The following is a 21,750-nucleotide window of genomic DNA, read 5'->3' on the forward strand; positions in this document are numbered from 1 at the left end:
GACGCGGGACGTGTGATGGCCAAAAGCGAAATCTATTCTCCGCTGCCACCGTGGCAGCGCACCGATTATTGCGGCGCACTGCGCGCCACCGACGCCGGGCGCGAGGTCGCGCTCTGGGGATGGGTCCAGACACGCCGCGATCACGGCGGCGTTATCTTCATCGACCTGCGCGACCGCGACGGACTCGTGCAGCTCGTTCTCAATCCCGAAATCAATTCGACCGCGCACGACGCCGCTGGCGACGCGCGCAGCGAATACTACGTAGCGGCGCGCGGCAAGGTCGTTCGCCGCGCCGAGGGTGCGGTCAACGCCGAGCTTCCGACTGGCGAAGTCGAAATCGTCGTGAGCGAGTTCGAGATTCTTAACGTCTCGACGCCGCCTCCATTTTCAATTGCCGACGGCGAAGGCGCCGCCGAAGAGACGCGCCTCAAGTATCGCTATCTCGACCTGCGACGGCCCGCGATGCAGTACAACCTGCGCGCGCGGCATCAGGCCGTCAAAGCGATTCGCGACTATCTCGACATGCAGGGCTTTATCGAGGTCGAGACGCCGATCCTGTTCAAATCGACGCCGGAAGGCGCGCGCGACTATCTGGTGCCGAGCCGCGTCAACCCCGGCAAGTTCTACGCGCTGCCGCAATCGCCCCAGCTCTTGAAGCAGATCCTGATGATCGGTGGCTTCGACCGCTATTACCAGGTTGCGCGATGCTTCCGGGACGAGGACTTGCGCGCGAATCGCCAGCCGGAGTTTACGCAGATCGATCTCGAGATGACCTGCCCGCGGCCCGAGGATGTGCAGAGCGTCGCCGAGGGCATGATCGCGGCGGCCTTCGCCCGCGTGCTCGACATCGATGTGCGCGCGCCTTTCCTGCGCATGACGTACCAGGAGGCGATGGAGCGGTTCGGTATCGACAAGCCTGACATGCGCTTCGGCCTCGAGTTGGTGAATCTGTCAACCGCGTTTGCTGGAACCGAGTTCAAGGTTTTCGCCGAGGTGCTCGCAAAGGGCGGCAGTGTCTACTCGATCAACGTTCCCGCCGCGAACCAGCTCACCCGTCGCGAGCTCGATGAGCTCGTTAAAGGCGTCAAGACGCGCTACGCGACGGGCCTTGCGTGGGTGAAGATCGGCGACGCCGGATGGCAGGGGCCGATCGCGAAGTATCTGAACGACAACGAAAAGGGCCGGGCGACTGCGGCGGCCAATCTCAAGACCGGCGACACGATGCTGATGGCCGCTGGCAGTCCGGGCAAGGTGCGGCCGATCCTCGGCGATATCCGCCTTCAGCTCGGCGCCAAATTCGGGATGCGCGAGTCGAAGGATCATAAGTTCCTGTGGATCGTCGATTTCCCGCTCTTCGATTACAGCGAAGAAGACAAGCGGATGGTGTCGGTGAACCATCCGTTTACGGCCCCGCATCCCGAGGATTTGCTGATGCTTGACGGCGAGCCGCTCAAAGCGCGCGCGCTCGCCTACGACATGGTGCTCAACGGCGAGGAGATGGGCGGCGGCTCTATTCGTATTCATAGCCGCGAGCTGCAGCTCAAGGCGCTCGAGCTGCTGGGTCTCACGCGCGAAGACGCGGTGAATCGCTTCGGCTTTCTGCTCGAGGCCCTGGGCTCGGGCGCGCCGCCGCACGGCGGATGCGCCTTCGGCGTCGAGCGGCTGTGCATGATGCTGTGCGGAACGGATTCGTTGCGCGACGTGCTGGCGTTTCCGAAAACCGGCAAGGGCGTCGACCCGATGAGCGGCGCGCCATCGGAAGTCGATCCTCGCCAGCTCAAGGAGCTATCGATTAAGGTGGCGCTATGAGGGCTCCCCGCGCGGCGCTGGCTGCATTGGCGATCTTTCTGGCGATCGGCACCGCGGGATGCGCGATCATGGCGGCGCAGGCCGCGAAGACTGTCGGCGACACCGTCGGCAATATCAAGCTGCACAACAACCTCAACAGTCACGCGGTGCGCAGTATCAAGACGCTCCAGATCGATCGGATCGCGGTGATGCCGCTGATCGATGCGGCTCCCGATCAGACCGAGGGCGTCGCCGCTGGCGGCGCCGAGGCGGTCTCCGCCGAGCTTTACAGCCAGGCCGCGATTGCCGGTGGATGGGAAGTGATTCCGCAGGACGACGTGATGACGGCGATGCAGAAGCTGCCGCCTTCGACTCCAGCCAACGACGACGAGAACGCGCTCAAGCTCGGCCACGACATCGCGGCTGACGGCGTGCTCTACGGAACCCTATCGCGATACACCGAGCGCGTCGGCGCGGATTACGCGGCGTCGAGTCCCGCCTCGGTGAACTTCAATCTCAAGTTCGTCGATATGAAGAGTGGTCAGGTCGTGTGGACCGCGACGTTCATCAAGACCCAACAGGCGCTCTCGGAGAACATGTTCGACTTTGCCAACTTCGTGCAGCGCTCAGGGCGATGGGTCCGCGCGCATGAGATCGCGCAGGAGGGTGTGCAGGAGGCGGTCAACGATCTCCACGGCAAGCTCAGCCTGGATAAGAACGTGAAGCGCTTCGAGACCGGCACCTACGGCCAGTTGAAATCGAGTTCGCAGCGCTACAGCACAGGCTCCCAGGGTATCTACTAACTACTCGATGGACGCTGAGCCGAGTACGAACCCCACGGCGAGTGCGGCTTCGTGCGCATCGCCTCGGCCACCGCATGATGCACGATCTTGCCGTCGTAGGTGTTGAGCCCAAGCCTGATGGCGCTGTTGAGTCTGCCGGCTTCGAGTATGCCGTGGTCCGCGATATCCAGTGCGTAGGACAGCGTCGCGTTGGTGAGCGCATAAGTGGAAGTATGCGGCACCATCGCGGGCATGTTCGTGACGCAATAGTGCACGACTCCCGAGCGCACGAAGGTCGGGCGCGCGTGCGTGGTCGGTTTCGATGTCTCAGCGACGCCGCCCTGGTCGATCGAGAGATCGACCAGCGCCGATCCGGGAAGCATTCGCTCCACGAGCTTGGCCGGGATGAGCCGCGGGGCGCGCGCGCCTGGGACGAGCACCGCGCCAATCACCAGGTCCGACTGACTGACCTCTTCTTCGACCGTCACGCGATTGGACATCACGGTAGTGACCGCGGAGCCGAGCATGTCGCTCAGGTAGCGCAGGCGCGTTGGATCGATATCCATGATCGTGACGTGCGCTCCGACACCGGCTGCGACGCGCGCCGCGTTGGCTCCCGCGATACCGCCGCCGAGTACGGCGATGCGGGCCGGCCGCACGCCTGAGGCGCCGCTGAGGAGCACACCGCGCCCGCCGCCGCGCGCCTGCAGACACCATGCGCCGGCCTGGATCGCGAGCCGTCCCGCAACTTCGCTCATCGGCGCAAGCAGCGGCAGACTCAGATCGGGCAGTTGGATCGTTTCGTACCCGAGGGCCGTGATCTTGCGATGCAACAGCTCGCGCACGAGTCTGCGATCAGCAGCCAGATGCAGGTATGTAAACAAGGCGAGTCCGGGACGCATCAGCGCGAACTCGGGCGGCTGAGGCTCCTTGACCTTGAGGATAAGCTCGGCGCGCTTCCATACATCGGCCGCGCTGCGCACAATCTGCGCGCCCGCCTCGCGATACTCGGAGTCCGCAAAGCCGCTTCCAGAGCCAGCGCCAGCCTGCACGACCACGGAATGACGATGAGCGATGAAGGCCGCTGCTCCCGCAGGTGTGAGCGACACGCGCCGCTCGTCGGATTTTATTTCGGTCGGGACCCCAACGATCATCTACATTCCTCCCCTGACATCGGACCGCAAGGCGCGCGATCATTTTCACCTCGCGCATAATGTTATCAAGCGAGGACAGTCAAGTCCGCGCGCGAGGTGAATCTCACTTGCAGTGTCTAATCGGAACTTGACAAGACAATGGTCACCGCGCTTCATGAAAGTCGAGGCGTCGTTGTTCGCCGCGAATCCGAGCGCGACAGAAGTGACGCACGATGTGGAGGACTCATGGAAATCCCACAGGGGCTCAAGTACTCGAAGGAGCACGAATGGGTGTCGACCGAGGAGTCGGTCGCGACGGTTGGAATTACCGATCACGCGCAGGATCAGCTGGGCGAGATCGTTTACATTGAATTGCCTGCGGTGGGAGACAAAATCAGCAAGGACGATCCGTTCGGCGTAATCGAATCGGTCAAGGCGGTGTCCGACATCTATGCGCCCGTCAGCGGTACCGTAATCGAAGTCAATGAGGACCTGCCTGAGAGCCCCGAGGTCGTTAACGAAGATCCCTATGGCGACGGATGGCTCATCAAGGTGAAGATGAGCGACCCGGCCGACCTCGAAGATCTGATGGACAACGAAGAGTACGCCGAGCTCGTCGCCCGCGAGAAAGAATAGTCCTAGCCGTGCGCTCCGGGCGGCGTGCCTGGCGGATCAGCCTGGGTCACCGCGATACGAAGCGAGCTGGCCTGTGGTGGATCGAGAAACACCAGCATGAAGGGAGTCGCCTGCGAAGGTTCGAGCGCGAAGTTGTGGGGCGGTCGCAGCGCGAGCGAGAACTCCAACTCGCGCGGCGTCATCTGCTCGAACATCCCGGCCGGCAGTGTATTGCCGCAATAGGTCTGCGCGCGTGCCACGGCCTGTTGCGAGCCATTCAACAACAGCACTTCGATTTGAATCGCCTGCAGCGCCGCGCCTCCGACATTCTCGGCATTGCCGGTCACGACCAGCGCCGACGTGCCGCCTTTGAGGGTTCGATACTCGGTGCGCACGTCGCCGAGCCGTACCAGAGTCGCGGGTGTGATCGGGCGCGCGAAATGCTCGCCGATTATCGGGACGCGGCTTATCGCGTTGACGCTCGCGGCCGGCTCGCCATTGAGCAGCATCGTCACGCCGAAGAAGCCGACGGCCACGATGAAGAACATCCCGAGGAACCAGGCCGACGAATGAATCGCCGAGGGGTCTTCGATAAACGCGACGTCGTTGGGCAGAGGCGGGCGCTGCGGAGCGGCGTCGCGAGTAGTCGCGGGGCTGATCGGTTCGTAGAATCGCTGCGGCTCGGGACGCGGCGGCGGCGAAATCGGCGGAGGCTCTGCGAGCGTGGGACGCGAGCGAATCGGCGGCGCCTCCTCATCGGGCTCATCGCCGACTTGCCATCGTTGGTCCTCTTCGGGAAGTTCGGGCGTGGTCTCTTCATCGAGATCGCGGCGCTCGTCGCCAAAATCGAATTTCAGATTCTCGCCGGCATCGGCCGGGCGTTGCGGTTCAGCGAAAGATCGATTGAAGATTTCGTCGGTCGCGGGCCTTTTTTGTTCCGGCGGATTCGCAGGCGCGGGTTTCTTCGCTGCGGGCTGATTCGGCTGAAGCGCGGCGACTGCGGGCGAGGGCGCTTCGGGCTGCGGCGGTGGCGGCGGCTCAGGCTCGGCTTGGGGCGCTGCTTGCGGGAGATCGGGCGCGCGCATCGCCTTGAACTTCTCAAGCGGCTCTTCGCGCTCTTCCTCGGGAGGCGCGGCTTCCTCCTGCCTGGGAGGCGGAGACTCCGCCGCCGCTTCGTTCTTGCGGCGCCGGGTGCGCACCGGCTCGGCGGTAAACACGTGGCCGCATCGCGAACACTTGAACGTTGGCGTATCGTCGGGCAGCACCCGCTCGTCGATACGGTAGCGGGTATGGCAACTGGTGCATTGAATCTCGATCATCCCCCACCTCACATCCCGTGAAAAAAATTACCATACTCGCATGGCGAGCGCATCGGGGTTCGCCGTCGTGCAGTGAGCGCAGATGCGGATCGCGCTAATCACGCGCCGCTTCGATCCGGCGGGCGGCGGCACCGAGCGCGATCTGATCGTGACCGCGGAGTGGCTGCGCGCGGGCGGCCATGACGTAACAATCTTCGCCGAGGACGTGCGTGGCGGCAATTCGGAGTGGAAGCTTCGGCGCGTCGGCGGCTTCGCACCGGGCCGCGCGCTCTCGCTCCTGCGTTTTGCTTATGCCGCCGCGCCGGCCGCGCGGCGCGATGGTGCGGAACTACTGCTCAGTTTCGCGCGCGTGATCGGCGCCGACCTGCTGCGCTCAGGCGGCAACGCTCACGTCAGCTACCTGCGCGCCGCGCGCAAATGGCGCAGCGCAATGGCGGTTGCACTGATGCGAATGCGGCCGTATCACCGTGTGCAGATGCTCGTGGAGCGGCGCGGCTTCGCTTCGCCCGCGCTCAGAAAAGTGATCGCAGTATCGAATCTCGTCAAAGACGACATCGTGCGCGAATTCGCCGTCGATCCACAGAAGATCTTGACGCTCTTCAATGGCGTGGACCTTGAGAGGTTCCGCCCTGCAACATCGGATGACGATCGCGCGGCGGTGCGCGCGCAATTCAAGATTCCGGGCGACGTTCCGCTCGTGATCTTCGTCGGCAACGGCTTCGCGCGTAAAGGTTTACCTTTCATGCTCGAAGCTTGGCCGCTCCTCAAGCGCCGGGCGCATCTGCTCGTGGTCGGGAACGATCGCGACATCGCGGGCTACCGCAAGTGCGCCTCCGAGTTGCGCATTGATCAACAAATTGTGTTTGCCGGAGCGCAACCGAACGCAGCGCGCCTGATGCACGCGGCGGACGCGCTGGCGCTGCCCTCGCTGTTCGAGCCGTTCGGCAATGTGATTGTCGAGGCGATGGCATCGGGGCTGCCGGTCATGTCGAGCGTTTACTGCGGTGCGAGCGAAGTCCTGCCCGCTTCAATGCGCCCGTTTTGTCTCGAGGATCCGACCGATGCCGGCGAGATCGCCTTGCGGCTCGATATGCTGCTCGACGCCGCGCCCACTCTGCGCGAAGAAGCGCGGGCGGCAGCGGCAGAGTTTACCTGGGAGCGCTATGGCGCCGAGCTGAACGCGATCGTCGCGACGATGCGCTAGCTGCCGAGGCCGTCGAACATCCCGCGCGCCACGGCGAGGCGCCGCTCCTCCCGCGCAACGCGCTCGACGCCGGCTCCGAAAGCGCGAATGACCAGGAGACGCATCCAGGCGACCGCACACTTGGTCAGCACGTCCAACGCGGAATGCTTTTCGTGCAGCATCCGGCATCGCCCGCGCTCGCGCGCGATACGGATGAAGCGCGCGCGATCGGCGCGCGCGGTATCGACTTCGTGATAGACGACAGCCTGGGGCGCGTAGCCGATTCGAAATCCGGCGTGCCTAAGGCGTGCCGACATCTCGGTTTCCTCTTCATGGCCGCAGGCCCCGGGCCCGAGGCGCTCGTCGAAGGGACCGACCTGCTTAAGCGCCGTCGCGCGAAAGGCCATGTTCGCGCCTAGCGCGCCGCGCACATCGCACACATCGTCGCCGTAATCGTAGATCGGCAGATCGAGATACACGGCCATCGCACCGGCCTTGGCCCTGGGATCCTCGGCCGGCAAGACTCGCCCCGCCATCGCCGCGTATCCAGGATGCGCCGCGAAAAAGGCCTCGACCGCATCGAGGTAGCCGTTGCTGACGATCAGATCGTCGTCGAGGAAAACGAGAATCTCGCCGCGCGCCGCAGCAATCGCGCGATTCTGAATCCGGCACTTGCCAGGCCGCGAATCGTGAAGATGCGTGATCGCGATGCCGGCGTCGGGCAACGCGCTCTTCTCACCGGAGCCATTCTCGGCAACGAGCAACTCGCGCTCGCCGCTCGATATTTGCGGTGCGAGACTATGAATGAGCCGCGCGAGCGGCTCCGTTCGCATATGCGTCGCAATGATAACCGAAATCTTCACCAGCAACGCGGCTCTGAACCCCGTCTCCCTGACCAGGGAGAGGTCGACGCCGTATCGCGGCGTCGGGTGAGGGTCGCCCGGATTCTCTTTGCAGCCAGCAACAAAATACCCTCACCCTAGCCCTCTCCCTGGTGAGGGAGAGGGGACGAAGGGGGCATGGAGAGTGAGGAAGTTGTGGCCTCGGTCGCGGCGAACTTCCGGAATCTCATGATGATGTTCTCATCCAGCAGCAGGCTCGGGCTGGTCATGAATTTCAGTAACTGCCGGTTGATCTCCCACTGCGCGTCGTCCTTGGCTGCGCCGCGATAGACCATCCACGAGTAGCCGGCGATGAACGGGTACAGCATGGGCATCATGATTCGCGAGCGTATCTTGCGCTTGGCGCGGCCGACGGCGTCCATCCGGAGGCCCTTGCCCCATGCGATCCAGTGTAGATCGTTGAGGCCCATCACGTTCCAGTTGCGGCCGTCCTCGACGCGATACTTGTAGGGCAGAGGCGCGCGCCGGCCGCGATAGTATCCTGTAAGCAGGTAGTGCACGCGCGAGGCGACGTTGAGCCGGTTCGGAGTCGTGACGATCGCCGTGCCGCCCGGCTTAAGCACGCGCGCGATCTCGTCGATCATGTGCGGGATGTCCGGCAGATGCTCGATCACTTCGAGCATCGAGACCAGATCGAAACTTTCGGACTTGAATGGAAGATCATGATTCAGGTTGACCGCGACCCATCCGGGGCCACGCGGATGGAACTCGGTCGGGATCACGCGCCACCCGCGCTCCTCGAGCAGCTTTGTCGAATCGCCGTAGCCGGCGCTGAGATCGAGGGCGAGCGAGCCGGGCCTGGGGTCGGGCGCCAGCGCGATCGCGCCGGTGATGCGCGGGTTCATGGTCCGCCGATTGTCCAAGAGCGCGGGGCAGGGCTCAAGACTGGCCCGGCGCACCGGGCCGTCTTGCTTTACTTTTCAGTGCCAGTAGAATCCTAGGCTCCCGAGCGAGAGTGGCGGAACGGCAGACGCGCAAGGCTCAGGACCTTGTGAGGGCAACCTCGTGGGGGTTCAAGTCCCCCCTCTCGCACCAAGTTCGAATCGCGCCTGCTAGTAGTTTCCGCTCTGAACGCCGCCGGAGGTCTTGTTGCCCGACGTCTCGGAGCCATGGCAGGCCTTAACATCGGAAACACTCGCGCCGATCGCCGAGGCGATTTCGTCGTCAGAGCGTCCGGCGTCGGTCTGTAACCTCACCACGTTGCAGTCGATGTGGCTCTGATTGAGCGAACTGCATCCCGAAATTGCGCCGGCCAGGATTGTCGTCCCCACTGCGGCGCCAATCGCCAGCTTCCTTAGCGTTCCAGTCATCAGCATGTCCCCTCTGTGTCGGCTTGTTGTTCCCCAAGATGGCCGGACACGCGCGCACGATATTATCAACCAGTGTTAATTTACAAGCTTGATTTGGAGGCGGCTTTGATGTTGCTGCCTGTTGCGGCGGCACACTTGTTAGCCGCTTACCGCGCCAATATGATTTGCCAAGTGGGCGCACTCGCGCCCTTTTTTGACCGCAGAGTTTGAGATGGACGGCAACGGTGGAACTTCCCAAGACATTTGATTCGAAAGCCGCGGAAGAGAAGTGGTTCCAGAAGTGGATCGACCTTGGCTATTTCAAGGCCGATCCTTCGCGCGAGGGCCCGGTCTTCTCGGTAGTAATTCCGCCGCCGAATATCACGGGTCAGCTCCATCTCGGGCATGCGCTCAACGTGTCGCTCCAGGACATCATCGTGCGTACGCGCAGGATGCAGGGGTACAACACCCTGTGGCTGCCCGGCACCGATCATGCCGGAATCGCGACGCAGAACGCAGTCGAGAAGGCGCTCGCCAAGGAAGGCAAGAATCGTCATCAGCTCGGTCGCGAAGTCTTCCTCGACCGCGTATGGCAATGGCGCGATGAGTACGGCGGGCGCATCCTTCATCAGCTCCGCCGCCTCGGCGCGTCCTGCGATTGGAGCCGCGAGCGCTTCACGCTTGACCCTGGCCTGTCGAAGGCCGTGACGAAGGTCTTCGTCGATCTCTACAACAAGAAGCTCATTTATCGCGCCAAGCGGCTTATCAACTGGTGTCCCCGATGCGAGACGGCGCTGTCCGATCTTGAAGTCGATCACAAGGATGCCAAGGGCGCGCTTTACTACGTGCTCTACAATTTCGTCGATGGCTCGGGCTCGCTGACGGTCGCGACGACGCGGCCCGAGACAATTCTCGGCGACACTGCGGTCGCGGTGAATCCCGGAGACGATCGCTTCCAGGCGTCCGTCGGCAAGAGTGTGCGGGTGCCGCTAACGAGCCGCGACGTGAGCGTGATCGCGGACAGCGCCGTCGATCGCGAGTTCGGCACCGGCGCGCTCAAGATAACACCCGGTCATGATCTCAACGACTTCGAGATCGGCAAACGCCACAATCTGGAACAAATCTCGGTGCTCGACGAGCGCGCGCACATGAACGAGAACGGCGGCCCGTATAAGGGGCTGTCGCGCGGAGATGCGCGCAAGCGGATCGTCGCAGATCTTGAAGCCGCTGGATTGCTCGAGAAAGTCGAGCCGCACAATCATGCTGTCGGCGTCTGCTCGCGATGCGATACCGTCGTCGAGCCGATGCTCTCAGAGCAGTGGTTCATGGCGATGCAGGAGATGGCACGGCGGGCGGGTGATGCGGTGCGCAAGGGCGACACCACGTTTCATCCGAAGTTCTGGGAGAACACGTTCTTCAACTGGATCGACAATATCCACGATTGGTGCGTATCGCGGCAGCTATGGTGGGGCCATCGGATTCCGGCGTATCACTGTGTGCGATGCAATCATCTGATTGTCGCGCTGGAGCGCCCTGCGACGTGCCCGGAATGCGACGGCAGCGATATCACGCAGGACGAGGATGTGCTCGATACGTGGTTCAGTTCGGGCCTGTGGCCTTTTTCGACCCTCGGATGGCCCGAGAATACCGCCGATCTGCAGAAGTACTATCCAACGAGCCTCTTGCTGACGGGCTTCGACATCATCTTCTTCTGGGTCGCGCGCATGATGATGTTCGGGCTCGAGTTCACGGACCAGGTACCGTTCCGTGACGTGTACATCACGCCGCTCGTGCGCGACGAGCTCGGCAAGAAGATGACGAAGTCGAAGGGCAACGTCGTCGATCCGCTCGAGCTGATGGAGCAGTACGGCGCCGATGCGCTGCGCTTCACGCTCGCGCAGTTGGCGGCGCAGGGCCGCGACGTCATCCTGTCGCACGATCGCTTCGCGGCCTCGCGCGCCTTCGCCAATAAGATCTGGAACGCCGCCCGCTTCGTGCTGATGAATCTCGAAGGCGCGCCCGAGCCGATTCCGACCGTTGATGACTCGAAGCTGTCGCTCGCTGACAGATGGATTCTCGATCGCCTGAACCAGACAACTCGCGAAGTGACCGAGTACATCGACAAGTACGAATTCAACAACGCCGCGATGGTCGTGTACGACTTCGCCTGGCATCAGTTCTGCGATTGGTACATCGAGCTGGCGAAGGAGCCGCTGAAGGCGAGCGGCGATCGCCAGGCCGCCGCGCGCTACGTGCTGGTGCACACGCTCGATCAGATGCTGCGCTTGTTGCATCCGTTCATGCCGTTCGTGACCGAGGAAATCTGGCAGGCGATTCGCCCTTACATCGGCGAGCCGAACCTCCCGCCGCATCTGCCGATCGCAAGCTTCCCGATCGCGCGCGAGGGCTCGCTGCTGTCGCCAGCCGAATGCGGAGCGATGGAGCACTGCATCGCGGCGACCGAGGAAATCAATTCGCTACGTTCTCTTTTGGGATGGCATCCGGGGCAGCGCACACGCGCGGTGGTCCGACTCGGCGAGGGCACCTCGCCATCAGAGATCGAACTGTGGCGACAATATGTGAGCGTACTGGCGAAGCTTGAAACTCTCAGCACGGAGCCGATCGCAGGCGCGCAGGTCGTGTACTCGCATCTGTTGTGGGCTGATATCGGCGTCGCGGCTCCCGATGGCTACGACTTCGAGCAGGCGCGGCGCAAGTTGCAGAAGCAACTCGACGAAGTCGTGAAGCACTCGACGCAGCATTCGAAGCGGCTGAATGACGAGCAGTTTATGGCCAAGGCCGATCCGCAGACCAAAGAAGAAGTCGCCGAGCGCTATAAGCTCCTGCAGACACAGCATCGGCAGTTGAGCGAGCAGTTGAAGCAACTCGAAGGCATCGCGTGATCGCCATATTGCTCCCTCTTATCTCCGGATCCCCTCGCCTTACTCCCAGGATAGGGAGAGGGGACAGCGAGGAGAGTCGCCAATGGAGATGATCCGGCAGCTCGATCTCTCCGACTACATCCGGCGGGCGTTGGCTGAGGATGTGGGACAGGGCGATCTCACTACTGCTGCGACGGTATCGCCCGGTCAGCTCGGGCGCGCGATTATTAAGGTTAAAGAGCCGCGGATGATTGTCGCGGGTGCGTTCCTCATCGAACAGGTCTTCGCGATGACCGGCGCTGAGCCGAACATGCTCACGCTCACGGACGAAGGCTGCGAGCTCAAGGCTGGCGACGTGCTTGCCGATGTCGAGGGGCGGCTCGCGGGGCTGCTCGTCGGGGAGCGGACTGCGCTCAACTTCGTTCAATTGCTCTCCGGTATCGCGACTGCAACTCGCGTCTACGTCGAGGCAATCGCGGGCACGCGTGCGAAGATTATCGACACGCGCAAGACGCATCCTGGTCTGCGCGTCCTCGAGAAGTATGCGGTCCGCGCTGGCGGCGGCCATAACCATCGCCTCGGACTCGACAGCGGTGTGCTGATCAAGGAGAACCACGTCGCTGCAGCAGGTGGGATTACTCCTGCGATCAAACGCGCGCGCCAACTCGCGCCGCACACAATCAGGATCGAATGCGAATGCGAGACGCTCGCGCAGGTCGACGAGGCCGTGCGCGCCGGCGCCGATGCGATCCTGCTCGACAATATGACGCTCGCGCAGGTGCGCGAAGCGCGCGCCAAAGTCGGCGAGAAGATCATCCTCGAAGTCTCTGGAGGCATCACGCGCGACACCGTGCGCGCGCTTGCCGAGACTGGCGTCGATTTGATCTCGGTCGGTGCGCTGACGCATTCTGTAAAGGCTGTAGATATCAGCATGAGGATCGACCAGACCTGACGCTCCGGAGCCGCGACTGACTGATGCCCGACAATCCATACCGATCGATCGAACGCGGCGAACCGGGACGGATCGGATGGCGAATCCACTACTTCGACGAAGTCGATTCCACCCAGGAGATCGCGCGCGAGCTTGCTGCGCAGGGAAGCCAACAAGGCACCGCAATAATCGCTGACCGGCAGACCGCGGGCCGCGGCCGCCTCGGCCGCTCGTGGCATTCGCCCGCCGGAGCCAACCTCTACACGACGATCATCCTGCGCCCTGCGATGCCGCTTGCGAGCGTGCCTCAGCTAAGCCTCGTCGCGGGACTGGCCGTTGCCGATGTGCTCGAGCGCGTCGCGCCGGGTATCGTCGGACTCAAGTGGCCCAACGACGTATGGCTTCGCGGGCGCAAGGTCTCCGGCATGATCGCCGAGGCGATCACCGACAAGCGCGGCAATCTCGAGTGTGTGCTGCTTGGGATCGGCATCAACGTGAATCTCACCGCGAGCGATATTCCCGATGAACTGCGCGAGCGCGCGACATCAATTCGAATCGCGACCGGTCGCGCATGGGATCGAATCGAACTCGCCGATTCGCTTTTTTCCTTGCTCGACTCTCGCTATATGGAAGCTCTGACCGCGGGCTTCGCCGCTGTTCGGCCAGCGTGGGAACGCTACTCGGCGCTTACAGGGAAGCGGGTAGCGATCGTGGACGGCGGGCGGCGCCAGGGCGGTATCGTACGGGGTATCGACGATGACGGCGCGCTGATGCTCGATCTCGGGGACAAGGTCGAGCGAATCGTCGCGGGAGAAGTCACCGTCGAAGGAGCGTATGCGTGAGGTTTGATGTGATCTTCTGACAGCAATAAATCGCTTCGAACGGGCCGCGCGCTCAGTTCGGCGGCCTCGCGAGGCGCGAAGAGAGGTTACTCCTATGGCTGTGGAGGAAATCGGGCGGCTCAGAACCATCGCGATCGTAGGCCAGGGTGGCACAGGAAAGACCCAGCTTGCCGAGGCGATGCTGTTCACCGCCGGGGCGACATCGCGGCTCGGGCGTCCAGACGATGGCAGTTCGTCACTGGATTTTGAGCCCGAGGAACTTAACCATCACATCTCGATCAGTTCTGCCTTTCATCACTACAACTGGAAAAAGACCGAGGTCCTCTTCGCCGATACGCCCGGCTACAGCGCCGTGCTGCCGGAGACGATGACGACGCTGCGCGCGGTTGACGGGCTCGTGATACTCATCAGCCCGGGCGCGGACACCAAGGTCGAATCGGAGAAGATCTGGGCCGCGGCGAACGCGTCCAACCTGCCGCGGATCGCATTCGTGTCGCGTCTTGATCGCGAGCGCACCAGCTTCAACGCTGCGCTCAAGGACCTCGAAAAAATTCTCGGCGCGAAAGTCGTCGTGCTCTCGCTGCCGATCGGCGACGAGCTCGGCTTCAAGGGCGTTATCGACGTGCTGTCGATGAAGGCGCTCACCTATGCTGACCAGAGCGGCAAGGCCAAGGAAGAGGAGCTGACGGGCGATATCAAGGAGCGCGCCGAGTCCGCACGCAACGCATATTACGAGGCAGTCGCCGAGACCGACGACGAGCTGCTCGAGAAATATCTCGACCAGGGCACGATCGACGACGAGGCCGCGCGCAAGGCTCTACGAGCCGCCGTGCTCGGCGGCAAAGTGACGCCGGTGTTCTGCGGTTCAGGCGCGAAGAATATCGGCGTCGGCCCGCTGCTCGATGCGATCAACCTGCTGCTGCCGGCGCCGAACGAGCGTCCCGCCGCATCGTTCAGTCATCCGACGAAAGGGACTCCCGAAGAGCGCGCGGCGGATCCGGGTGCTCCGTTTGCCGCCTTCGTGTTCAAGACGATTATCGACCCGTTCGCGGGCAAGCTCTCAATATTCCGCGTGATGTCAGGGACGGCGCATAGCGATGCGCCCGTGCTCAACGCCTCGCGCGAGAGCAAGGAGCGGTTCGGCCAGCTCTTGCGCCTCGAAGGCAAAAAGCAGAGCCCGGTTGCGCAGGCGCTCGCGGGCGAGGTCGTCGCCGTCGCCAAGCTCAAGGATACGACAACCGGTGACACGCTCTGCGACGAAAAGTCACCGATCATCGCCGAGCCGCCGCTGACACGGCCGACTCCCGTCATCTCGTTCGCGCTGCGTCCTAAAACCAAGGGCGACGAAGAGAAGGCCTCTGCCGCGCTGCAGAAGCTCGTCGACGAGGATCTTGCGCTGGATATGCATCGCGATGCGCAAACGCACGAGATCATTCTCTCGGGCACCGGGCAGATGCATATCGAGCTGACGGTCGAGAAGCTCAAGCGAAAATTCAATGTAGAGGTTGAACTTCAGGCGCCTAAGGTTCCTTACAAGGAAGCGATCAAGGGCCGCTCCGAAGCGCAAGGAAAATACAAGCGACAGTCCGGCGGCCGCGGCCAATACGGTGATTGCTGGCTCAAGGTCGAGCCGCTCCCGCGCGGAACAGGATTCGAGTTCGTCGATGAAATCGTCGGCGGCTCGATCCCGCGCAACTTTATCCCGTCGGTCGAGAAGGGCGTGCGCAATACGCTCGCCGAAGGTTTCCTGTCGGGCAATCCGATGGTCGACGTCAGAGTGACGGTCTTCGACGGCAGCTATCATGACGTGGATTCGTCGGACATGGCGTTCCAGATCGCGGCCTCGATGGGAATTAAAGCAGCACTTGAAAAAGCCAAGCCGATTATCCTCGAGCCGGTCGTGGCGATCGAAGTTTCGTGCCCCGATGAATGCATGGGCGACGTGATCGGCGACCTCAACGCCCGCCGCGGCAAGGTCCTCGGCATGGACAGCAAGGGCAGCGGCCAGGTGATCAAGGCCCAGGTGCCGATGTCGGAGGTGCTGAAGTACGCGCCGGACCTGCGCTCGATAACCTCGGGCCGCGGCTCCTTCGAGCAGCATTTCTCGCATTACGAGGAAGCTCCGCCGATGGTCGCCGACAAGATCGTCAAGGAGGCGCAAGCCGCCAAAGAAGCCAGGTCCCACGCCCACGCCTGAGGCCTCCGGCTTCGCCATCGATCTGTCTCTGCACCCGGCGGCGCAAAAACGACGCCGGGTGTTTTTTCCCGAAGCCTCGAAGGCCCTTACCCGCGAAGCGGCGAGGGCCCCCGAAATCCCTCTCCCGTGACATAACGGGCGAGGGATTTTTTGGGGCGCGTCGCCAGTTAGGTTGGCGTCACAGGCCATGTCGCCTGGACCCGCTCTGCTATAAGATCAACCGGGCGAACAATGGCGCCGATTGGCAAAAGCCTGGTGATGCTGGGGATCCTTGTCGCGTGCGCGGGCGCGCTGATGTGGGCGCTCGGTTCGATTCCCGGCGTTAGTCGCTTGCCCGGCGATATCTACGTCCGCCGCGGCAATTTCACTTTCTATTTTCCGATCGTGACCTGCATCATCCTGAGTGTCGTCGCGACCCTTCTTCTGTCGCTGCTTAGGCGATGACGATGGCTGACGAGCGCGAAAATCAAGCCGCACTCAGACTCGCCGATCGGAAGCGGCGCCGCCGCGAAATATTTGCCGCGCTGATCGCCGGTGCGACGCTGATCGTCTTCGTGCTGGCGCAGACCCAGCTCCCGCCGCTCACCAAGCACACCTCGCTTTCCTCCAACGTCGCGATAATCGCGCTGTTCAATGTCAGCTTCGTATTGCTCGGCCTGATGCTCTTCCTGGTGGGGCGTAATCTCGCCAAGGTCATCTTCGAGCGCCGCCGCGGACTTATCGGTTCGAAGTTCCAGGCCCGCCTGGTCGCGGGCTTTATCGCCGTCGCGCTCGTGCCGAGCGTATTCCTGCTCTATGTGTCAGGAGTGTTCCTCCAGGCAAATATTGACACTTGGTTTAATCCTGAATATCAGCAAGTGCTCGATGATTCGCTCGAAATCGCCAAGACCTACTATCTGAATTCAGCCAACAACGCGCTGCACTTCGCGCGGGTGATGGCCGGTGAAATCAGCACCCGGCGCCTGCTCGATCCAGACAAACGCACCGAGCTGAAGAAGTTCATCGAGGACAGCCAGGAGAAGTACAACCTCGGCACGATCGAGGTTTTCTCAAGCGACCGCAAGCTGCTCGACGTCGCCCTCAGCCCCAAGACTCCGACGGGGATCGGCGCCTTGCCCGATTCGGAACTCGTGGCTCAGACTCTGAAGGGTCAAACGGCCTCGCGCACCGATCGCTTCGGATCGTCGGACGTAATTCGCGGCTCCGCGCCAATCTATACTTCGTCGGAAACGGATTCGGTGATGGGCGCGGTGGTCGTCGACTACTACCTGCCGCGGAGCCTCGCCGCGCGCGCGACCGATATCTCGCGCGTATCGGAGGATTACTTCCAGCTCCGCATCCTGCGCCAGCCGATCCTGCGCAGTTACATGCTGGCCCTGGTACTGATCGGCCTTGTCGTGATCACGCTGGCGAGCTGGTTCGGCATGTACTTGGCGCGCGGCGTGACCGGGCCGATCAAGCGTCTCGCGCAAGGCACCGAGGCCATCGCGGCCGGAAATCTCGACTACAAAATCCCGCCCGTAGGCGACGACGAGCTCGGCCATCTGGTGAAGTCATTCAATAAGATGACCGCCGACCTGCGCGCTTCCACCACCGAGATCGAGCAGCGCCGCCGATATACCGAAACCTTGCTGCGCAATGTCTCTGCGGGCGTCGTCGGCCTCGATTCCGACGGCGTCGTCACGTCGATCAATCCGTGCGCCGAGCGCTTCCTCGGCGTCAGCGTCGCCGATGCGCTCGGCAACACGTACAGCATCGCTTTTCGGCTCGAGCTTACGCGCGCGCTCGACGACATGTTCGCGTCGGCGACACGGCCGCGCGAGGCGCGCTCGACGATCAAGTTCGAAGGGCCCAACGGCGAGACGGAACTGATGGTCACCGCGAGTCCGCTTGGCGAGGGCTCCGACGAGCTGCAGGGCACGGTGCTTTTCTTTGAAGATGTCAGCCAGATCGCCAAGGTCGAGCGGATGGAAGCGTGGCGCGAAGTCGCGCGGCGAATCGCGCACGAGATCAAAAATCCCTTGACGCCGATTCAGCTCTCCGCCGAGCGCCTGCGCCGGCAGCTTGCCGATAAACCCGGTATCGAGGCGAAACTCGTAGAAGAGTGCACTCGTACTATCATCGGCGAGGTCGGAGACTTGAAGCGGCTTGTCAACGAGTTCTCGTCATTCGCGCGAATGCCTCATCTGAATCCGATTCTGGGCGACCTCAACGCGCTGGCGAACGAGGTCGTGACGAACTTCCGCGCTGCCAATCCGAATGTCGAGTTCTCGATTTCGCTCGATTCCGCCCTGCCGCTGGTTCCGATCGACCGCGAGGCAATGAAACGCGCGCTCGTAAACCTGCTGGATAACGCCGTGGCCGCGACTATCGCGATCAATCACAATGGCGACAGGCCGGCCGTCGAGGTGCGCACCGCGCTGCGTCCCGAGCGCTCGATCGTGACCCTCGAGGTGGCGGACAACGGCCCCGGAATCGACCCGCGGCTGCGCACGCGCATCTTCGAGCCGTATTTTTCGAGCAAAAAAGGCGGCACCGGGCTCGGGCTTGCGATCGTTTCCGCGATTGTTACGGATCATCACGGCTTCGTCAGGGTGATCGACAACCGCCCCCGTGGAAGTAGATTCTCCCTTGAATTTCCTGTAAAAGAGCAGGGACTCGCCAAGGCGATTGGCTAATGCGCATTCGCCCGAACTATAAGCTTTCCTTAGGAGCAATTCCCGCGTGAGTGAAACCGTATTGGTGGTGGATGACGAGGAGCGGATCAGGTCGTCACTTAGGGGGATTTTGAGCGACGAGGGCTTCCGGGTCGTCGACACCGGCGACGCGCCGGGCGTGCTCGACCTTATCGAGCGCGAGAGCCCGGCCGTAGTGCTCCTCGACGTATGGATGCCCGAAATGGACGGCATCGAGCTGCTCCGCCGTATCAAGAGTGAACGTCCCCAAACGCCGGTGATCATGATCTCCGGCCACGGCAATATCCAGAGCGCGGTCGCCGCGACCAAGCTCGGCGCCGCGGACTTTATCCAGAAGCCGTTTTCGGTCAGCGGCTTGCTCGCGTCGATTGCGCGCGCGCTCGAAGGCGATACTGCCGGACCCGAAGGCGCCTCGATCGAGGCCGTGAGTGCGGCAGCGGGCGCCTCGCGTCGCAAGAGCGTACGCCTTGGCACTATCGCGCAGCGCACCGTGGCGCGCTCGATCGTGATGGGCGGGCAGGGCCTCCACACGGGGCTCAAGACCGGGGTGCTGCTGCACGCGGCGCCGGCGGGAACGGGGATCGTGTTTTCGTCGCTTTCTGATGAAACGGCGATCTCGGTGCGGCTCGAAAATGTTACCGATACTGGTTACAACACCACGCTTACCAGTGGCGGGCGTTCAGTTCGCACGGTCGAACATCTGCTCTCGGCGCTCCATGCGTTCGGGATCACCAACCTGCTGGTCAAGACTGACGAGGAAGTTCCGGCGCTCGACGGCTCGGCGCTGGAATTCTGCAAGCAGATCGCCAGCGCGGGCGTGACCGATCAGGGCGCCGCGGTCGAGCCAATTCGAATCGCGAAGAAAATCGGGATCGGTGACGAAGTCGAAGGCCGCGAGTTTATCAAGATCGAGCCGGCCGAGCATCTCATTATCGATTACACGCTCGACTATCCTCAGCCCATCGGTGTTCAAAAGATTCACTTCGAGTTGACCTCGGTCGAGGCGTACATCAAAGAAATCGCGCCGGCGCGAACCTTTGCGTTCGTCGATGAATTTCGCAAGCTATCCGCGATGGGCCTCGGCAGCGGCGGGCGGCTCGATAACCTGATTCTGGTCGACAACGAGAAGGTCGTGAACACCAACCTGCGCTTCCCTGACGAATTCGCGCGGCACAAGGTGCTCGACCTGATGGGCGATCTCTACCTGCTCGGGCGCCCCGTCATCGGCCATATCACGGCGTCGAAGACGGGCCACTCCGACAATCTCGAACTGGTGAAAGCGATCGCGGCCGTCCACGCAGGCTAGCCTTTACCGCGTCCGCCGCGGCGAATCGCGATGGACCTGAACGGCAAGGTTGTTCTGGTAACCGGCGCCGGCCGCCGCGTCGGCCGCGCGCTTGTGCTCGCCTTCGCCGAGCGCGGCGCATCGGTCGCCGTTCACTACCTGACATCATCGCCGGACGCAGATTCGGTCGTGGCGCAGATCGCAACGTCGGGTGGCGTTGCGCGCGCATTCCGCGCCGACCTTGCGAGCGTCGTCGAGATCGAGCGGCTCGTGTCGGACATTATCGCGAGCTTCGGGCGCCTCGATGTCCTGGTTAATTCGGCGTCGGTTTTTTATCGCAAGCCGATCGACGAGGTGACCGAGAAGGACTGGGACCTTAACCTCGATATCAACTTGAAGGCGCCATTCTTTCTGGCGAAACTCTCGGCGCCTGCGATGCGCGCGCAGGGCGCCGGCAAGATTATCAATATCGGCGATTGGGCCGGGATTCGTCCCTACAACAACTACCTGCCTTACACCGTCTCGAAGAGCGGGCTGGTCGGGCTCACGCGCGCGCTCGCGAAAGCGCTCGCGCCCAACATCCAGGTGAATTGCGTGGCGCTCGGACCGGTGCTCGCGCCCGAGGAATACGACAAAGAGGCAATCGCACGGATGGCTGCGGCGACGCTCGTTAAGAAGATGGGCACGCCTGCCGACGTCGTCAACGCCGTGATGTACCTCTGTGCGACCGATTTCGCGACCGGCTCGACGATCGTGCTCGACGGCGGGCGGCTGATTGCGTAGGCTCCCGCGGATGACTGGGTCCGCGCTCAAGAAATATCGAATCGTTCCGATCAAGTCGCGCGTGGCTGTGCTCGCAAGCGGCGGCCTCGATAGTTCCGTGATGCTCGCGGAGCTGGCGCGCGGCGGGCGGCACGTCTTTCCGATCTATGTTAGGGCGGGAGTCAAGTGGGAGCGCGACGAGCTGCGAATTCTGCGGCGTTTTGTCGAGCGGCTGGGACGATCGAATGTCGCGCCGCCTGCTGTGCTCGAATTGCCGATGAGCGATGTCGCGGGCGATCATTGGAGCGTCACGGGGAAGAACGTCCCAGGGTATCGCGCCGCGATTTCGTCCAACTATATCGCGGGCCGCAACTTGAGCCTCCTGACCAAGGCGACAATCTTCTGCGCGCGCAACCGGATCGGCGAAGTGGCGATGGCGCTGCTTGAAGCGAATCCATTCCCCGATGCACGCCCCGAGTTTCTGCGCGCCTTCGAAAAGGCCGCCGAGCTCGGCACCGGCCTGCCGCTCAAAATTTCGACGCCCTTCCTCGGCATCGAGAAGGAAGACGTGATTCGCAAGGGCAGGGCGCTGCCGCTCGAGCTGACCCTTACCTGCGCGAGCCCGGTGCGCGGCCGCCATTGCGGCAAGTGCACCAAGTGCGCCGAACGTATCGAAGCGTTTGCGCGGGCGGGTGTCGACGATCCGACGCGCTACGCGACAGCCGGCAAAAGGAAAGAAAAGATCATCGCTAAGACACGAGCGGCAAGGGATACGAAGGCACAAAGGTAAAAGTTCGTACCTTTGCCTTCGTGCCCTTTGTGGTGACTTTTTGTTCTCGCCGGAAAAAATGAATCATATTCATTTTTCTTGCGTCGCGCGTGCCGCCGTGGCATAAATGCTTCATGCTCCCCGCCGTGCCGATTCCCGCCGGCCGCCGCGAGCAGCAGAAGCTCCAGCGCGAGCAGCGCATTCTCGCCGCTGCGCGGCGCTTGTTCGATCGCAAGGGCTACGCGAGCACCTCGATGGAAGAGGTTGCCGAACGCGCCGGGCTCGCGGTTGGTACGCTCTACAATTACTTCGCGTCGAAGGACGAGCTGCTGTTCGCGATCAGCCGCAGCGATACCGAACCGCTGTTGTCGATCG

At 62.6% G+C, this 21,750-nt stretch carries 19 protein-coding genes and 1 tRNA gene; 15 read left to right on the forward strand and 5 right to left on the reverse strand.

Going from position 1 to position 21,750, the window contains the following annotated elements:
* Positions 1-15 precede the first annotated feature (15 nt).
* Entirely contained in the window at positions 16-1,809 is a 1,794-nt protein-coding gene (gene aspS, locus VMA09_17640) for an aspartate--tRNA ligase (protein HUA35437.1), read from the forward strand.
* On the forward strand, positions 1,806-2,591 hold the full coding sequence (locus VMA09_17645) for a hypothetical protein (GenBank protein HUA35438.1): 786 nt from the start codon (positions 1,806-1,808) through the stop codon (positions 2,589-2,591). The genes aspS and VMA09_17645 overlap by 4 nt, the downstream gene beginning before the upstream one ends.
* Here the strand turns inward: VMA09_17645 and ald are convergent.
* Entirely contained in the window at positions 2,588-3,724 is a 1,137-nt protein-coding gene (gene ald / locus VMA09_17650; GenBank protein HUA35439.1) for an alanine dehydrogenase, read from the reverse strand. The genes VMA09_17645 and ald overlap by 4 nt on opposite strands.
* A gap of 225 nt (positions 3,725-3,949) precedes the next feature.
* On the opposite strand from ald, the gene gcvH reads away from it, so the two are divergent.
* Positions 3,950-4,339: a glycine cleavage system protein GcvH gene (gcvH, locus tag VMA09_17655; GenBank protein HUA35440.1), complete on the forward strand. Its 390-nt coding sequence runs from the start codon at positions 3,950-3,952 to the stop codon at positions 4,337-4,339.
* Between the two features lie 2 nt (positions 4,340-4,341).
* Here gcvH and VMA09_17660 read toward each other — a convergent pair whose 3' ends face one another.
* On the reverse strand, positions 4,342-5,637 hold the full coding sequence (locus VMA09_17660) for a zinc-ribbon domain-containing protein (protein HUA35441.1): 1,296 nt from the start codon (positions 5,635-5,637) through the stop codon (positions 4,342-4,344).
* 82 nt (positions 5,638-5,719) lie between these two features.
* On the opposite strand from VMA09_17660, the gene VMA09_17665 reads away from it, so the two are divergent.
* Positions 5,720-6,841 carry a glycosyltransferase family 4 protein gene (locus VMA09_17665; GenBank protein ID HUA35442.1) on the forward strand — a complete coding sequence of 374 codons (1,122 nt, stop codon included), beginning with the start codon at positions 5,720-5,722 and terminating at the stop codon, positions 6,839-6,841.
* Here the strand turns inward: VMA09_17665 and VMA09_17670 are convergent.
* Both VMA09_17670 and VMA09_17675 read right to left on the reverse strand, forming a co-directional pair.
* Positions 6,838-7,683 carry a glycosyltransferase gene (locus VMA09_17670; protein HUA35443.1) on the reverse strand — a complete coding sequence of 282 codons (846 nt, stop codon included), beginning with the start codon at positions 7,681-7,683 and terminating at the stop codon, positions 6,838-6,840. The genes VMA09_17665 and VMA09_17670 overlap by 4 nt on opposite strands.
* Positions 7,684-7,799: 116 nt before the next feature.
* Positions 7,800-8,567: a class I SAM-dependent methyltransferase gene (locus VMA09_17675; GenBank protein ID HUA35444.1), complete on the reverse strand. Its 768-nt coding sequence runs from the start codon at positions 8,565-8,567 to the stop codon at positions 7,800-7,802.
* 104 nt (positions 8,568-8,671) lie between these two features.
* On the opposite strand from VMA09_17675, the gene VMA09_17680 reads away from it, so the two are divergent.
* Positions 8,672-8,757, forward strand: a tRNA-Leu gene (locus tag VMA09_17680).
* Positions 8,758-8,774: 17 nt separating this feature from the next.
* On the opposite strand, the gene VMA09_17685 is transcribed toward VMA09_17680, so the two are convergent.
* Positions 8,775-9,032, reverse strand: a complete 258-nt coding sequence (locus VMA09_17685; GenBank protein HUA35445.1) for a hypothetical protein — start codon at positions 9,030-9,032, stop codon at positions 8,775-8,777.
* 224 nt (positions 9,033-9,256) lie between these two features.
* Here VMA09_17685 and VMA09_17690 point away from each other — a divergent pair, with 224 nt between their 5' ends.
* The 10 genes from VMA09_17690 to VMA09_17735 all read left to right on the forward strand — a co-directional run.
* Positions 9,257-11,914: a valine--tRNA ligase gene (locus VMA09_17690; protein HUA35446.1), complete on the forward strand. Its 2,658-nt coding sequence runs from the start codon at positions 9,257-9,259 to the stop codon at positions 11,912-11,914.
* A gap of 82 nt (positions 11,915-11,996) precedes the next feature.
* Positions 11,997-12,845, forward strand: a complete 849-nt coding sequence (gene nadC, locus VMA09_17695) for a carboxylating nicotinate-nucleotide diphosphorylase (GenBank protein HUA35447.1) — start codon at positions 11,997-11,999, stop codon at positions 12,843-12,845.
* A gap of 23 nt (positions 12,846-12,868) precedes the next feature.
* On the forward strand, positions 12,869-13,666 hold the full coding sequence (locus VMA09_17700; GenBank protein ID HUA35448.1) for a biotin--[acetyl-CoA-carboxylase] ligase: 798 nt from the start codon (positions 12,869-12,871) through the stop codon (positions 13,664-13,666).
* A gap of 94 nt (positions 13,667-13,760) precedes the next feature.
* Entirely contained in the window at positions 13,761-15,863 is a 2,103-nt protein-coding gene (fusA, locus tag VMA09_17705; GenBank protein ID HUA35449.1) for an elongation factor G, read from the forward strand.
* 231 nt (positions 15,864-16,094) lie between these two features.
* Positions 16,095-16,307, forward strand: a complete 213-nt coding sequence (locus VMA09_17710; protein ID HUA35450.1) for a DUF2905 domain-containing protein — start codon at positions 16,095-16,097, stop codon at positions 16,305-16,307.
* Positions 16,308-16,309: 2 nt separating this feature from the next.
* The gene (locus tag VMA09_17715; protein HUA35451.1) at positions 16,310-18,541 is read left to right on the forward strand and encodes an ATP-binding protein; all 2,232 of its coding nucleotides are present in this window, start codon (positions 16,310-16,312) and stop codon (positions 18,539-18,541) included.
* Between the two features lie 46 nt (positions 18,542-18,587).
* Complete coding sequence (lpxC, locus tag VMA09_17720; GenBank protein HUA35452.1) at positions 18,588-19,865, forward strand: UDP-3-O-acyl-N-acetylglucosamine deacetylase; 1,278 nt, start codon at positions 18,588-18,590, stop codon at positions 19,863-19,865.
* A 30-nt stretch (positions 19,866-19,895) separates the two neighbouring features.
* Positions 19,896-20,627: an SDR family oxidoreductase gene (locus tag VMA09_17725; protein ID HUA35453.1), complete on the forward strand. Its 732-nt coding sequence runs from the start codon at positions 19,896-19,898 to the stop codon at positions 20,625-20,627.
* 10 nt (positions 20,628-20,637) lie between these two features.
* On the forward strand, positions 20,638-21,396 hold the full coding sequence (locus VMA09_17730; GenBank protein ID HUA35454.1) for a 7-cyano-7-deazaguanine synthase: 759 nt from the start codon (positions 20,638-20,640) through the stop codon (positions 21,394-21,396).
* 89 nt (positions 21,397-21,485) lie between these two features.
* Positions 21,486-21,750: helix-turn-helix domain-containing protein (locus VMA09_17735; protein HUA35455.1), on the forward strand; the 265-nt coding region annotated here is incomplete at its 3' end.

Source organism: Candidatus Binataceae bacterium, assembly GCA_035508495.1.
Lineage (GTDB): Bacteria > Desulfobacterota > Binatia > Binatales > Binataceae > JASHPB01.

Coding starts and splice junctions, on each gene's coding strand:
- VMA09_17660 (HUA35441.1), bottom strand. CDS start 5,637: ATGATCGAGATTCAATGCACCAGTTGCCATACCCGCTACCGTATCGAC.
- gcvH (HUA35440.1), top strand. CDS start 3,950: ATGGAAATCCCACAGGGGCTCAAGTACTCGAAGGAGCACGAATGGGTG.
- VMA09_17645 (HUA35438.1), top strand. CDS start 1,806: ATGAGGGCTCCCCGCGCGGCGCTGGCTGCATTGGCGATCTTTCTGGCG.
- fusA (HUA35449.1), top strand. CDS start 13,761: ATGGCTGTGGAGGAAATCGGGCGGCTCAGAACCATCGCGATCGTAGGC.
- VMA09_17685 (HUA35445.1), bottom strand. CDS start 9,032: ATGACTGGAACGCTAAGGAAGCTGGCGATTGGCGCCGCAGTGGGGACG.
- VMA09_17700 (HUA35448.1), top strand. CDS start 12,869: ATGCCCGACAATCCATACCGATCGATCGAACGCGGCGAACCGGGACGG.
- VMA09_17675 (HUA35444.1), bottom strand. CDS start 8,567: ATGAACCCGCGCATCACCGGCGCGATCGCGCTGGCGCCCGACCCCAGG.
- VMA09_17725 (HUA35453.1), top strand. CDS start 19,896: ATGGACCTGAACGGCAAGGTTGTTCTGGTAACCGGCGCCGGCCGCCGC.
- VMA09_17665 (HUA35442.1), top strand. CDS start 5,720: ATGCGGATCGCGCTAATCACGCGCCGCTTCGATCCGGCGGGCGGCGGC.
- nadC (HUA35447.1), top strand. CDS start 11,997: ATGGAGATGATCCGGCAGCTCGATCTCTCCGACTACATCCGGCGGGCG.
- VMA09_17730 (HUA35454.1), top strand. CDS start 20,638: ATGACTGGGTCCGCGCTCAAGAAATATCGAATCGTTCCGATCAAGTCG.
- aspS (HUA35437.1), top strand. CDS start 16: ATGGCCAAAAGCGAAATCTATTCTCCGCTGCCACCGTGGCAGCGCACC.
- VMA09_17710 (HUA35450.1), top strand. CDS start 16,095: ATGGCGCCGATTGGCAAAAGCCTGGTGATGCTGGGGATCCTTGTCGCG.
- ald (HUA35439.1), bottom strand. CDS start 3,724: ATGATCGTTGGGGTCCCGACCGAAATAAAATCCGACGAGCGGCGCGTG.
- VMA09_17715 (HUA35451.1), top strand. CDS start 16,310: ATGGCTGACGAGCGCGAAAATCAAGCCGCACTCAGACTCGCCGATCGG.